Origin of the sequence: Streptomyces sp. NPDC093260, from assembly GCF_040683715.1 — a bacterium.
Lineage (GTDB): Bacteria > Actinomycetota > Actinomycetes > Streptomycetales > Streptomycetaceae > Streptomyces > Streptomyces sennicomposti.
This window is the reverse complement of sequence record NZ_JBFBEK010000028.1, coordinates 69,247-82,113: the sequence shown is the minus strand read 5'-3', so window position 1 is coordinate 82,113 and position 12,867 is coordinate 69,247. Positions and strand designations below refer to the sequence as shown.

General features: G+C 72.6%; 11 protein-coding genes. 7 read left to right on the top strand and 4 right to left on the bottom strand.

Features of this window, described 5'->3' with window-relative positions; all coding sequences use genetic code 11:
- Window positions 1-11 precede the first annotated feature (11 nt).
- Window positions 12-2,087, bottom strand: coding sequence for a transketolase (gene tkt, locus AB0N63_RS28805; protein WP_365533263.1), 2,076 nt, complete (start codon window positions 2,085-2,087; stop codon window positions 12-14).
- A 164-nt stretch (window positions 2,088-2,251) separates the two neighbouring features.
- Between tkt and AB0N63_RS28800 the strand changes: the two genes are divergently transcribed.
- The gene (locus AB0N63_RS28800; protein WP_365533261.1) at window positions 2,252-3,277 is read left to right on the top strand and encodes an AraC family transcriptional regulator; all 1,026 of its coding nucleotides are present in this window, start codon (window positions 2,252-2,254) and stop codon (window positions 3,275-3,277) included.
- 71 nt (window positions 3,278-3,348) lie between these two features.
- On the opposite strand, the gene AB0N63_RS28795 is transcribed toward AB0N63_RS28800, so the two are convergent.
- Window positions 3,349-4,191 (bottom strand): hypothetical protein, encoded by an 843-nt coding sequence (locus tag AB0N63_RS28795; protein ID WP_365533259.1) that lies wholly within the window; start codon window positions 4,189-4,191, stop codon window positions 3,349-3,351.
- A 220-nt stretch (window positions 4,192-4,411) separates the two neighbouring features.
- Here AB0N63_RS28795 and AB0N63_RS28790 point away from each other — a divergent pair, with 220 nt between their 5' ends.
- The 3 genes from AB0N63_RS28790 to AB0N63_RS28780 all read left to right on the top strand — a co-directional run bounded on the left by AB0N63_RS28790 (window position 4,412) and on the right by AB0N63_RS28780 (window position 7,455).
- The gene (locus AB0N63_RS28790) at window positions 4,412-5,749 is read left to right on the top strand and encodes a 6-phospho-beta-glucosidase (protein WP_365533257.1); all 1,338 of its coding nucleotides are present in this window, start codon (window positions 4,412-4,414) and stop codon (window positions 5,747-5,749) included.
- Between the two features lie 169 nt (window positions 5,750-5,918).
- Entirely contained in the window at window positions 5,919-6,770 is an 852-nt protein-coding gene (locus tag AB0N63_RS28785) for a metallophosphoesterase (protein WP_365533255.1), read from the top strand.
- Between the two features lie 4 nt (window positions 6,771-6,774).
- Complete coding sequence (locus tag AB0N63_RS28780; protein WP_365533253.1) at window positions 6,775-7,455, top strand: 4'-phosphopantetheinyl transferase superfamily protein; 681 nt, start codon at window positions 6,775-6,777, stop codon at window positions 7,453-7,455.
- Window positions 7,456-7,622: 167 nt separating this feature from the next.
- Here the strand turns inward: AB0N63_RS28780 and AB0N63_RS28775 are convergent, their stop codons facing one another.
- Both AB0N63_RS28775 and AB0N63_RS28770 read right to left on the bottom strand, forming a co-directional pair.
- Window positions 7,623-7,853 (bottom strand): hypothetical protein, encoded by a 231-nt coding sequence (locus tag AB0N63_RS28775; RefSeq protein WP_365533251.1) that lies wholly within the window; start codon window positions 7,851-7,853, stop codon window positions 7,623-7,625.
- A gap of 157 nt (window positions 7,854-8,010) precedes the next feature.
- On the bottom strand, window positions 8,011-8,667 hold the full coding sequence (locus AB0N63_RS28770; protein ID WP_365533249.1) for a helix-turn-helix transcriptional regulator: 657 nt from the start codon (window positions 8,665-8,667) through the stop codon (window positions 8,011-8,013).
- 225 nt (window positions 8,668-8,892) lie between these two features.
- On the opposite strand from AB0N63_RS28770, the gene AB0N63_RS28765 reads away from it, so the two are divergent.
- The 3 genes from AB0N63_RS28765 to AB0N63_RS28755 all read left to right on the top strand — a co-directional run bounded on the left by AB0N63_RS28765 (window position 8,893) and on the right by AB0N63_RS28755 (window position 12,866).
- Window positions 8,893-9,564 (top strand): hypothetical protein, encoded by a 672-nt coding sequence (locus AB0N63_RS28765; RefSeq protein ID WP_365533247.1) that lies wholly within the window; start codon window positions 8,893-8,895, stop codon window positions 9,562-9,564.
- Window positions 9,565-9,857: 293 nt separating this feature from the next.
- Entirely contained in the window at window positions 9,858-10,856 is a 999-nt protein-coding gene (locus tag AB0N63_RS28760) for a LacI family DNA-binding transcriptional regulator (RefSeq protein ID WP_365533244.1), read from the top strand.
- A gap of 660 nt (window positions 10,857-11,516) precedes the next feature.
- Window positions 11,517-12,866, top strand: a complete 1,350-nt coding sequence (locus AB0N63_RS28755; protein WP_365533241.1) for an extracellular solute-binding protein — start codon at window positions 11,517-11,519, stop codon at window positions 12,864-12,866.
- The last annotated feature ends 1 nt before the right edge of the window (window position 12,867 follow it).

Sequence of the window (12,867 nt, the reverse complement as noted above, 5' to 3'; positions counted from 1 at the left end):
TTGCGATCGGATCATGCGCGCGCGGCGGCCAGCGATGCGCGGGCCGCGGCGGCGACGTTCTCGGGGGTGAAGCCGTACTCGGCGAACAGGGTGCCGGCGGCGGCGGAGGCGCCGAAGTGCTCCAGGGAGACGATGCGGCCCGCATCGCCCACATAGCGGTACCAGGTCAGCCCGATGCCGGCCTCCACCGCCACCCGCGCCCGCACCGACGGCGGCAGCACCCGCTCGCGGTACTCGCGCGGCTGCTCCTCGAACCACTCCACCGACGGCATCGACACCACCCGGGCGCCGATCCCCTCGGCCGCCAGCTCCTCCCGGGCGGCCACGGCGAGCTGCACCTCGGAGCCGGTGGCGATGATCACCACGTCCGGGGTGCCGGTGGGGGACTCCTTCAGCACATAGCCGCCCCTGGCCGCGTCCGGGTCCGGCGCGTACGTCGGCACGCCCTGGCGGGTCAGCGCGAGGCCGTGCGGGGCCGGGTCGGTGGAGTGCCGGCGCAGGATCTCCGCCCAGGCGATCGCGGTCTCGTTGGCGTCGGCGGGGCGCACCACGTTGAGACCCGGGATGGCGCGCAGCGTGGCCAGGTGCTCGACCGGCTGGTGGGTGGGGCCGTCCTCACCGAGGCCGATGGAGTCGTGCGTCCACACGTACGTCACCGGCAGCTGCATCAGCGCGGACAGCCTGACCGCGTTGCGCATGTAGTCCGAGAAGACCAGGAACGTGCCGCCGTAGACGCGCGTGTTGCCGTGCAGGGCGATGCCGTTCATCTCCGCGGCCATGGAGAACTCGCGGATGCCGAAGTGGATCGTGCGCCCGTAGGGGTCGGCGCCCGGCAGCGGGTTGCCCTTCGGCAGGAACGACGACGTCTTGTCGATGGTGGTGTTGTTGGACCCGGCCAGGTCGGCGGAGCCGCCCCACAGCTCGGGCAGGACCGCGCCGAGCGACTGGAGCACCTTGCCGGAGGCGGCGCGCGTGGCGACCGCCCTGCCCTCCTCGAACACCGGCAGCGCGTCCTGCCAGCCCTCCGGGAGCTGGCCGGCCACGATCCGGTCGAGCAGCTTCGCCCGCTCCGGCTGGGCGCCGCGCCACTTGTCCAGCCGCTTGTCCCAGGCGGCGTGCGCCTCGGCGCCCCGGTCCAGGGCCTGCCGGGTGCGGGCGAGGACGTCCTCCTCGACCTGGAAGGTCTGCTCCGGGTCGAAGCCGAGCAGCCGCTTGGTGGCGGCGATCTCGTCCTCGCCGAGCGCCGAGCCGTGCGCGGCCTCGGTGTCGCGCGCGTTGGGGGCCGGCCAGGCGATGATCGTGCGCAGGGCGATGATCGAGGGGCGGCCGGTCTCGGCCTTGGCCGCCGTCAGCGCCTCGTACAGCGCCGGTACGTCGATGTCGCCGTCCCCGGTCGGCTCGACGCGCTGGGTGTGCCAGCCGTAGGCCTCGTAGCGCTTCAGCACGTCCTCGGAGAAGGCGGTGGCGGTGTCGCCCTCGATGGAGATGTGGTTGTCGTCGTACAGGAAGACCAGGTTCCCGAGCTTCTGGTGCCCGGCCAGCGAGGACGCCTCGGCGGAGACGCCCTCCTCCAGGTCGCCGTCGGAGACGATCGCCCAGACGGTGTGGTCGAAGGGGGACTCGCCCTCGGGGGCGTCCGGGTCGAACAGGCCGCGCTCGTAGCGGGCGGCCATCGCCATGCCCACCGCCATCGCGGCGCCCTGGCCGAGCGGGCCGGTCGTCGTCTCCACGCCGGCCGTGTGCCCGTACTCCGGGTGGCCGGGCGTCTTGGAGCCGTAGGTGCGGAACGCCTTCAGGTCGTCCAGCTCCAGCTCGTAGCCGGCGAGGTAGAGCTGGGTGTAGAGGGTCAGCGAGGTGTGGCCGGGGGAGAGGACGAACCGGTCGCGGCCGATCCACTCCGGGTCGGCCGGGTCGTGCCGCATCACCTTCTGAAAGATCGTGTACGCGGCCGGGGCCAGGCTCATCGCCGTGCCCGGGTGGCCGTTGCCGACCTTCTGCACGGCGTCGGCCGCCAGCAGACGGGCGGTGTCCACGGCACGCCGGTCGAGGTCGGTCCACTCGAAGCGGTCGGTTGTGTGCTCGCTCATCTTCAAGAAGTCCTCGGAAGAAGCGGAAGTGGTGCCGGACGTGTTCGAACTTAAAAGTCAGACTTTTTTGCCGGAAGGTCTTCGTGTGTCAGCCTGTGGTGAAAATGGGACACCCCGCGACGAACGATCCGGACGTCGGGCGGCCAAGGCGGTACGAGAGGGACATGACGGACGCAATCACCCATGGCGGAGCAGGTGCCCGGGACGCCGGCGCCGAGCGGGACGCCGGCGAAGCCCCCGTCGGGGCGGACACCGAGGAGCGCGACCGCGACGGCGACGGCGACAGGGCGGGAGCCGACGACGTCGGGGGGACGAGGCCCGGCGACGGCGACGGGATCAGGACCTTCCGCTTCCCCGTCGACCTCAGTCTCGGCGGCGTGGGGCTCCAGATCGGCCCCATGGGCAGCGAGCGCACCTGGCACGCCGAGGCTCCTCTGCATCGCGTCCACCGGATCGACTTCCACGTGGTCATGCTCTTCGCCGACGGCCCCGTGCGGCACATGGTCGACTTCGCCGAGTACGAGGCCGCCGCCGGGGACGTGCTGTGGGTCCGCCCCGGACAGGTCCATCGGTTCTCCCGCACCGACGAGTACCGCGGAACCGTCCTGACCATGCAGCCCGGCTTCCTGCCCCGCGCCACCGTCGAGGCGACCGGCCTGTACCGCTACGACCTGCCGCCCCTGCTCCACCCCGACGAGGCCCGGCGCGAGGCCCTCAAGGCCGCCCTCGCCCAGCTGCGCCGCGAGTACGAGGACACCGACACCCTCCCGCTCAGCCTGCACACCGCCGTGCTGCGGCACTCGCTCACCGCGTTCCTGCTGCGCCTGGCCCACCTCGCCGCCAGCTCCGCCGAGGCCACCCGGCGGCAGGCCGACACCACCTTCACCCTGTTCCGCGACGCGGTCGAGAAGGGCTTCACCACCAACCACAGCGTCAGCGCCTACGCCGACGCCCTCGGCTACTCCCGCCGCACCCTGGTCCGCGCGGTCCGCGCCGCAACCGGCGAGACACCCAAGGGCTTCATCGACAAACGCGTGGTGCTGGAGGCCAAGCGGCTGCTGGCCCACACCGCACTGCCGATCGGCCGGGTCGGAGCGGCCGTCGGCTTCCCCGACGCGGCCAACTTCTCCAAGTTCTTCCACCTGCACACCGGCCAGAGCCCGGTCGCCTTCCGCGCCGAACTGCGCTGAACGCACGGCGGCCCCGCGCACGGTGCGCGGGGCCGCCGGAAGCCGACAGGCCGGAAGGGGAAACTGCCGTCCTACTGAAGGCGGTACGAGTACACGGTCGTCGTCACCTTGCACACGCTCGGCGGGACGACCTCGGCGCGCAGCACGCCGCGGGCCGCGTCGTAGTCCACGCCCTCCGCCTCGAACGTGCCCGAGCACACGCTGCGCCGGGGCAGCGCGAACAGGCTCGCCACATGCCCGGTGACCGGCCCGCCGTCCAGCTTGTGGTCCAGGTCCACCTGGAGCAGCGGCCGGTCCTCCGGGAACAGCGACCTCGAGCCGTCGTCCGACGCGCACAGCAGCCGCGTGTCGCTGACGAAGTCGCAGCCCTGGACGTCGCGCACGGGCTTGTCGAGGGTGATCTGAGGCGCCTGCGGGAGCGAGCCGCCGGCGGCGGGGGTCGCCGGGTTGAGCAGGGGAGCGGGGAAGACCTGGAGCCGGTCCTGGTCGCCCCACTCGCCCGACACCAGCCACTGGGCGTCGGGCGAGACGGCGGCGAAGGAGTTGTTCACCTTCTCGCCGGCGTCGAGCCGGTGCACGTACTCGTAGCGCTTGCCGGCCGGGGTGGTCACAGCGAACATCTTCGACGTCGCGTCGTCCGCGCCCTGGTAGGCGTCGAAGACGTGGTCGCGTGCGATGTCCGGGTCGCCGACGTGGTTCCAGCCCTTGATCCGCAGGTCCAGCGGAATCGAGGCGAGGCCCCGGTGCAGCAGTGAGCCGTCCGTGCGGCTGGCCAGGCCCTGACTGCCGCTCAGCGAGTCGACGTACGCCGTCCCGGTCTCCTGCCAGACCGGCACCGCCGCCACGGCGGAGGCGGCCGTGCCGAGAGCGACGGCCGCCGACAGGGCCGCGACGGCGAAGAGTTGACGTCTCATCCGTACCTGCCATGTCCATGAGGGGGGATGGGGCTCGCATCGAACCATGTGCCGGGTCGTCAGGTCACCGTCTTCGGCCCACGCGTCCGGATCACGCCCCTGCCACCCCCTACGCCCAAGGCGCCCCCGCCGCCCCGCACCCGGCGTCGCGGGCCGCGCCCCGGCCGGCGAGTAGGGTGCGGAGCGGGCCGGACGGGCGTCGTGGCGGGAAGGTACGAGGGTGAGGCTGACGATTCTGGGCGGCGGCGGGTTCCGCGTGCCGCTGGTGTACGGGGCACTGCTGACGGACCGTGCCGAGGGCCGGGTCACCGAGGTCGTCCTGCACGACGTCGACGCCGGGCGGCTGTCCGCCGTGACCCGGGTCCTGGCCGAACAGGCGGCCGGGGCGCCCGGCGCCCCCGCGGTACGGGCCACCACCGACCTCGACGAGGCCCTGCGCGGGGCGGACTTCGTGTTCTCCGCGATCCGCGTGGGCGGCCTCGCGGGACGAGCCGAGGACGAACGGGTCGCCCTCGCCGAAGGCGTGCTCGGCCAGGAGACCGTCGGTGCGGGCGGCATCGCCTACGGCCTGCGCACCGTTCCTGTCGCCGTCGACATCGCCCGGCGCGTGGCCCGCCTCGCACCCGACGCCTGGGTCATCAACTTCACCAACCCGGCGGGACTCGTCACCGAGGCCATGTCCCGCCACCTCGGCGACCGCGTCATCGGCATCTGCGACTCGCCGGTCGGCCTCGGCCGCCGGATCGCCCGGGTGCTCGGCGTACCGCCCGGCCAGGCGTGGATCGACTACGTCGGCCTCAACCACCTCGGCTGGGTGCGCGGGCTGCGCGTCGCCGGACGCGACCTGCTCCCGCGCCTGCTCGGCGATCCGGAGCTGCTCGGCTCCTTCGAGGAGGGCCGCCTCTTCGGCCCCGAGTGGCTGCGCTCCCTCGGCGCGATCCCCAACGAGTATCTGCACTACTACTACTACAACCGCGAGGCCGTCGAGGCCTACCAGCGGGCCGAGAAGACCCGCGGCGCCTTCCTGCGCGACCAGCAGGCCGCGTTCTACGAGGGGTTGAGCGACCCGGCGGCCCCGGCGCTCGCGGCCTGGAACCGCACCCGCGCCGAACGCGAGGCCACCTACATGGCCGAGAACCGCGAGGCGGCAGGGGCGGGGGAGCGCGAGGAGGAGGACCTCTCCGGCGGCTACGAGAAGGTGGCCCTCGCGCTGATGCGGGCCATCGCCCGCGACGAACGCGCCACGCTCATCCTCAACGTCCGCAACCGGGACACCCTCTCGGTGCTGGACGCGGACGCCGTCGTCGAGGTGCCCTGCCTGGTCGACGCCAACGGCGCGCACCCGGTCGCCGTCGATCCGCTGCCGGGCCACGCCACCGGTCTGGTCTGCGCGGTCAAGGCGGTCGAGCGCGAGGTGCTGACGGCGGCCGAGTCGGGCTCCCGGGCGTCGGCGGTCAAGGCGTTCGCCCTGCACCCGCTGATCGACTCGGTGAACGTGGCCCACCGCCTGCTCGACGGCTACACCCGGGCCCACCCGGAGCTGGCGTATCTCAAGTGACCGGGCGGGGGAGAGACGGCGGCGGCCTCCCTGCCACACCACGGACGGAAGGAATCCACGGAGGGCGGTGATTCGGCCACGGCCGGCACGGCGGACCTGGAACGCACTTGTCCGGATGTCGGCCGGTGTGTTGTTGTGGTGGCCGACAGGTGCGTGACGGGGGGCCGGAGTGACGGGGACAGCGGGCGGCGACGGACGGCTGCTTGCCATCAGCGACCTGCACATCGGCTACCGCGAGAACCGCGAACTGGTCGAGCGGATGGAGCCGGAGTCGGAGGACGACTGGCTGCTGGTCGCCGGGGACGTCGCCGAGACCGTGACCGACGTCCGCTGGGCCCTGAAGACGCTGGCGAGCCGCTTCCGCAAGGTGATCTGGGCGCCCGGCAACCACGAACTGTGGACCCATCCGAAGGACACCGTCACCCTGCGCGGCGTCGCCCGCTACGAACACCTGGTCGAGGTCTGCCGCGAACTCGGCGTGACGACGCCCGAGGACCCCTACCCTCGCTGGCAGGGCCCTGGCGGCCCGGTGGCCGTCGCCCCGCTGTTCCTGCTGTACGACTACTCGTTCCTGCCGGCCGGCTGCGCCACCAAGGACGAGGGACTGGCCTACGCGAACGGCACCGGGATCGTCTGCAACGACGAGTTCCTGCTCCACCCCGACCCGTACCCGAGCCGCGAGGCCTGGTGCCGGGCCCGGGTCGCCGAGACCGAGCGCCGGCTCGCCGAACTCCCCGCCGACCTGCCGACCGTGCTCGTCAACCACTACCCGCTGGACCGGCACCCCATGGAGGTGCTCTGGTACCCGGAGTTCGCCATGTGGTGCGGCACCCGGCTGACCGCCGACTGGCACCGCAGGTTCCGGGTGACCGCCATGGTCTACGGCCACCTCCACATCCCCCGGACCACCTGGCACGAGGGCGTCCGCTTCGAGGAGGTCTCCGTGGGCTACCCCCGCGAGTGGCGCAAGCGGCCGGGACCGCCGGGCAGACTGCGCCGCATTCTCCCGATGGAGGGCTGAACCGGTGATCGACGAACTGCTCCCGGACTCGGTGGTGGCCGTGGAGTCGTACGGTGGCGAAGAGGGCGTCCTGCCCCCGCTGTTCCCCGAGGAGGAGGCGGTCGTGGCACGCGCGGTCGACAAACGCCGCCGCGAGTTCACCACCGTACGCGCCTGCGCCCGGCGTGCCATGGAGAAGCTCGGCGTCCCCCCGCAGCCCATCCTGCCCGCGGAACGCGGCGCCCCGGTCTGGCCGCAGGGCCTGACCGGCAGCATGACCCACTGCGAGGGCTACTGCGCCGCGGCCCTGGTCCGCGCCACCGATCTGGCCTCCCTCGGCATCGACGCCGAACCGCACGGCCCGCTCCCGGACGGCGTGCTGACGGCGGTCGCCCTGCCCGCCGAGGCGCGCCGACTGCGCACGCTCGCCGACCAGGACGCCGCCGTCCACTGGGACCGGCTGCTGTTCAGCGCCAAGGAGTCCGTCTACAAGGCGTGGTTCCCGCTGACCGGCAAGTGGCTCGACTTCATGGAGGCGGACATCGAGATGTACGCCTACCCCGGGACGCCTCATCTCGGCGCTTTCCGGGCCGAGTTGCTCGTCCCCGGGCCCGAGGTCGGTGGCCGTCGCGTGAGCGCCTTCCACGGCCGCTGGACGGTCGCCAGGGGCCTGGTCGTCACGGCGGTGACGGTCCCGTACGCCTGAACGGCCGCGTGCCTGGAAGCCGCGTGCCTGAACAGCGGCGCGATGGAACGGCCGAGCACCCCGGCGTCCGCACCCCCGAGCACCCGCGCCGTGCCCGGTCCCGGCGCCCCGGGCGGCTGCGCCGGCGGCCGGGGCCGGGCGCCGGCGGCGGTGGGGCGCCGGCCCGGTCAGGGTTTCGGGCACCAGCTGCCGAGCAGATCGAAGAAGGCCCCCTCGTTGCCCGTCAGTCCGGCCCGGGCCAGCGCCTGGTCCGCCTCGGCGAGGACGGACGGCGGGACGAGCGGCGGCCGACCGGCCGCCGCCGGGGCGTCGAAGGCGGCCCGCACGGTGTGCAGCAGCCGCAGATAGGCCTGGACGGCGGTGCGTTCGTGGTCGGTCAGTACGGCGGCAGTCGGCATCGGTCGCTCTCCCCGGTCTCGGCGTCACACGGTCCCGCGCCCGGTTGCCCGGGGACGCGGTGCCACCAGCTTGCCGCCCCCCACTGACAACGCCCCGGACCGCGCTGCGGTGCGCCCGCCCGGCTCAGGGACGAGACGCCCGCGTCCCCGGCCGGTCTCAGGACTCGGGGCGCTTGACGCTCTCCAGGAGCATGTCCAGCCATTCGGCGACCTTGTCCCGGTGCTGGTCGGTGGGGAGTTGGGCGGCCCGCCAGGCGATGCCGCGCACGCCGTGGTTCTGGAGCAGCCGCTCCAGCGGGTCGTCCGCGGCGGCCGCCGCCTCCCGCTCGCGGTCCGCGAGGCGTTGCAGCAGCTCCTGCTCGGTGCGCTGGAGCGCGCCGGCCAGCGCCTCGGGGTCCTCGGCGGTGAGGAAGCCCGCGTGCACGCGGAAGAACCGCTGGATGGCGTCGCAGTGCTCCATGGTGGGGCGCCGGTCGCCGTTGATGAGGGCGCCCGCCTGCTGGCGCGACATGCCCGCGCCGTCGGCGATCTCCTGCTGGGTGTAGCGCCGCCGGTCGGGCTTGAGCCGGGTGCGGCGCAGCAGATCCAGCCGTTGCAGGAAGCGGGCCTGCACGTCCGGTTCGCCCGCCGGCCGGCCGCTCAGCAGTTTCCTGATCACGGGTTCGGGCACGCCGCAGGCCACCGACAGGCGGGCGGCGTCGAAGACCTCCGCCTGGGGGACGCCCAGCCGGTCGGCGAGCGCGGTGACACGTGCGACGACCGCCGACAGGACAGCCGACGCCACGGTACCCGGATCCTCGATGCCATCCGTCACCGACAGATCTCCTACGTCTCTCTACAGACTTCTCACAGGGCAGGGTGCCGTGAACTTCCCGGAGAGTAGCCCGTTGCTCGAACTCACATCCAGGTCTCGCCACAACTGTGGCCAATTTCAGCCGTCGACCGGCATGGAATGCCACGATAGTTGACACGGTCCCGTCCGAACAGCAGGATCAAGGCGCCGCGTGAAGGCCGCAGAGGCAAGAGGGGTGACCTCCCGATGGCATTTCAGGCAGGAGGGCAGCGGCCGGCGCCGCAGCCCGTTCCCGTCAGTCCCGAGGCGCAGGCCTACCTGCAGGACTACGCCATGCTTCTGGAGGCCGTCTCCTTCCCGTCCTTCGTCGTCGACCACCGCTGGGACGTCGTCCTGACCAACGGCGCCTTCACTTCGCTCTTCGGCGGCGCGGGCCCGCACCCGACGGCCATGCCCGGAGACAACTTCCTGCGGTTCGTGCTGTTCCACCCGGAGGCGGGCGCCGTCCTCGGGGACCACGAGGCGCGCTGGTGCCTGCCGATGCTGGCGCAGTTCGCGGCGACCGTGGAGCAGTGGGGGCACGATCCGGCCCTCCAGGCCATCCGCCGGGACATCGCCCAGGACCCCATCATGGAGGCCGCCTACCGGCACGGCGTGCCGCACTGGATCCGGGTGGCCGGTCCGTCGGCCGCCGAGTCGGACGGCGCGGTGCGGCCGCTGCTGCATCCCGATCCGCGCTGGGGCGCCACCGAGTGCCGGGTGGTCGAGGAGACCCCGGCCATGCTGCGGGAGTTCGGCTACACCCGGTTCACCCTGGTCCTGCGCGAACCGCCGCGTCCGGCCCCGGCCCGGCGCCGCCCGCGCCGCGTCCGCCGTCCGGCCGGCCACCTCAGCGTGGTGCCCACCTCCGAGTCCTGACGCACGGTACCGCCGGCGTTCAGGTCGCCGACGGCACCGGGCGCCGGACCGGCCCCGGCCGCCCTTGCCCGGACGGCACGTCCGTCCGGGCAAGGGCCGTCCGGGCGGACGCGGCCGGGCAAGGGCGGCCGGCTCAGGACCGGCGGGGCCGTGCCCGGCGCGTCTTCGCCGCCTTCCCCGCCTTCGACTCCGCCCCGGCACGTCACCACCACCCCCGAGTGCACGCCCCACGACGGTGAGCCGCCCCCTCCTTACGCAAGTAACTTGCGCATTCTTGCGATACTCTTGCGTGCATGACGCGACGACTTGCGGAAGTGGCGAAGAAGGTCGGGGTCAGCGAGGCCACGGTCAGCCGGGTGCTCAACGGCAAGCCCGGGGTGTCCGAAGCCACCCGGCAGGCGGTGCTGTCCGCGCTGGACGTGCTCGGCTACGAGCGGCCGACGCAGCTGCGCGGCGAGCGGGCGCGGCTGGTCGGCCTCGTCCTGCCCGAGTTGCAGAACCCCATCTTCCCCGCCTTCGCCGAGGTCATCGGGGGCGCGCTGGCCCAGCTGGGGCTGACCCCCGTGCTGTGCACCCAGACCAAGGGCGGCGTCTCCGAGGCGGACTACGTCGAGCTTCTGCTCCAGCAGCAGGTCTCCGGCGTCGTCTTCGCCGGCGGCCTCTACGCCCAGGCGGACGCGCCGCACGACCACTACCGTCAGCTGGCCGACCGCAACATCCCGGTCGTGCTGGTCAACGCGGGGATCGAAGACCTCGGCTTCCCCGGGGTGTCCTGCGACGACGCGGTCGCCGTGGAGCAGGCCTGGCGCCACCTCGCCTCGCTCGGGCACGAGCGGATCGGCCTCGTCCTCGGCCCCGGCGATCACGTGCCGTCCGCGCGGAAGCTGGCCGCGGCCCGCGCGCTCGGCGCCGAGCTGCCCGACGAGTTCGTCGTCCGCGCCATCTTCTCCATCGAGGGCGGCCACGCCGCGGCGACCAAGCTCATCGACCGCGGTGTCACCGGCTTCATCTGCGCCAGCGACCCGCTCGCCCTCGGCGTCGTACGCGCCGCCCGGCGCCGGGGCCTCGACGTCCCGAGGCGGATCTCCGTCGTGGGCTACGACGACTCCGCGCTGATGAACTGCACGGAACCCCCGCTGACCACCGTCCGCCAGCCCATCGAGTCCATGGGCAAGGCCGCAGTGGAGCTGCTGAACGCGCAGATCGGGGGCAGTGCCGTACCGGCGGACGAGCTGCTGTTCGAACCGGAACTGGTGGTGCGCGGCTCCACCGCGCAGGCCCCCCGGGACTGACCGACGCGACCCACCGGGCCGGGTCGTATCCGCGACCCGGCCCGGCACCCGGCCCACCCGTCCGACGCCTGGTCTGCCGGAATCCGGCACTCGGCCCGTCCTTGGGTCCGCGCCCGGCTCCCGCGGGTCCGCGCGCCCGCCCGGCCCCATGCTCCGGGGCAGCCCGCCGGGCGCGCATCCGGGTCCGCCCGGACCTTCGTGCCCCGGCCCCACGGGCCCGCGTGCCCGCCCTGCCCCGGCCTCCGGCGCGGCGCCCCGGGTCCGCGTCCCCCTGGCCCGACCAGGGGCTTCGCGCCCGGACCCCGGGCCCGGGCGACGACCCGTCCAGGCCTCAGGCTCCCGCCGGGCCCGTGCGCCCGTCCGTCCGCGCTGCTGCGCCTGACTCCACAGGCCCGGCGACGGCACGCCCAGGACTCAGGGCGCAGCCCGCCGGACTGCCCGCACCCGCCCAGTCCACCCACCAGCTCCGTGACGCGCCGTCGCAGGCCTGCAATCGCTTTCCGCGTCCTCGCCCACGCCCGTCACGCCTTCGGCAAAACCCCGTCCCGAAGATCCTGCCTGCTGTCAATTAATTTCATTTTCTGCGCGAGATCTTGCGCGCAGCTCTCACCGGTGCTTGAGTGTGCCGCGCCCACCGCTCCTGCCCAGAGGGGTCCACCGATGAGAAATACCGGGTTCCGCCCTGCCGTCGCCGCCCTCGGCGTCTGCGCCCTCGCTCTCGCCCTGACGTCGTGCGGTTCGGACGACGACGACGCCGCGAGCGGCAAGACCCGTATCACGGTCAACTGCGAGCCGCCCAAGAGCGCCAAGGTCGACCGGAAGTTCTTCGACGAGGACACCGCGTCCTTCGAGAAGCAGAACCCGGACATCGACGTCACGCTGCACGACGCGTTCCCCTGCGAGGACCCCAAGACCTTCGACGCCAAGCTGGCCGGCGGCCAGATGGAGGACGTGTTCTACACGTACTTCACCGACGTCAAGCACGTCGTGGACACCGGCCAGGCCGCCGATCTGACGCCCTACGTCAAGGAGTTGAAGAGCTACAGCACCATCCAGCAGCAGCTGCGCGACATCTACACCGTCGACGGCAAGGTCTACGGCATCCCGCGCACCGGCTACTCGATGGGCCTGATCTACAACAAGAAGCTCTTCCAGAAGGCCGGCCTCGACCCCGAGAAGCCGCCGACGACGTGGGACGAGGTCCGTGCCGACGCCAGGAAGATCGCCGCGCTCGGGGGCGGCACCATCGGCTACGCCGACTACAGCGCCCAGAACCAGGGCGGCTGGCACTTCACCGCCGAGATGTACTCGCAGGGCGGCGACATCGTCAGCGCCGACGGCAAGAAGGCCGCCGTCGACACCCCCGAGGGCCACGCCGTCCTCCAGAACCTGCACGACATGCGCTGGACCGACGACTCCATGGGCAGCAAGCAGCTCCTCGTCATCAACGACGTCCAGCTGCTCATGGGCTCGGGCAAGCTCGGCATGTACCTGGCCGCCCCGGACAACATCCCGATCCTGGTCAAGGAGAAGGGCGGCAACTACAAGGACCTCGCCCTCGCCCCCATGCCCGGCGGCAAGGGCACCCTCGTCGGCGGCGACGGCTACATGTTCAACAAGAAGGACACCCCCGCCCAGATCCGGGCCGGACTGAAGTACCTCGACCACATGTTCCTCACCCCCGGCAAGGGCTTCCTCGGCGACTACGCCCGCGCCAAGAAGAACGACGCGCCCGTCGGCCTGCCCGAGCCGCGCCTGTTCACCGGCGCCGCCGACGCCACCGACCAGCAGGTCAAGAAGGCCAACGCCAACGTCCCGGTGGAGAACTACCAGTCCTTCCTGGACGGCAACCAGAAGCTCCAGCTGAAGGTCGAGCCGCCCAACGCCCAGCAGATCTACTCCGTCCTCGACGGCGTCGTCTCCGCGGTCCTCACCAAGAAGGACGCCGACATCGACCAGTTGCTCGAGGACGCCTCCGGCAAGATCGACGGCATCCTGGCCCGGAGCTGAC

What these genes read in the sequence shown, in the direction of transcription:
- AB0N63_RS28765 (WP_365533247.1), top strand. Translation starts at nt 8,893, where the DNA reads ATGGCATTTCAGGCAGGAGGGCAGCGGCCGGCGCCGCAGCCCGTTCCC.
- AB0N63_RS28795 (WP_365533259.1), bottom strand. Translation starts at nt 4,191, where the DNA reads ATGAGACGTCAACTCTTCGCCGTCGCGGCCCTGTCGGCGGCCGTCGCT.
- AB0N63_RS28775 (WP_365533251.1), bottom strand. Translation starts at nt 7,853, where the DNA reads ATGCCGACTGCCGCCGTACTGACCGACCACGAACGCACCGCCGTCCAG.
- AB0N63_RS28755 (WP_365533241.1), top strand. Translation starts at nt 11,517, where the DNA reads ATGAGAAATACCGGGTTCCGCCCTGCCGTCGCCGCCCTCGGCGTCTGC.
- AB0N63_RS28800 (WP_365533261.1), top strand. Translation starts at nt 2,252, where the DNA reads ATGACGGACGCAATCACCCATGGCGGAGCAGGTGCCCGGGACGCCGGC.
- AB0N63_RS28760 (WP_365533244.1), top strand. Translation starts at nt 9,858, where the DNA reads ATGACGCGACGACTTGCGGAAGTGGCGAAGAAGGTCGGGGTCAGCGAG.
- tkt (WP_365533263.1), bottom strand. Translation starts at nt 2,087, where the DNA reads ATGAGCGAGCACACAACCGACCGCTTCGAGTGGACCGACCTCGACCGG.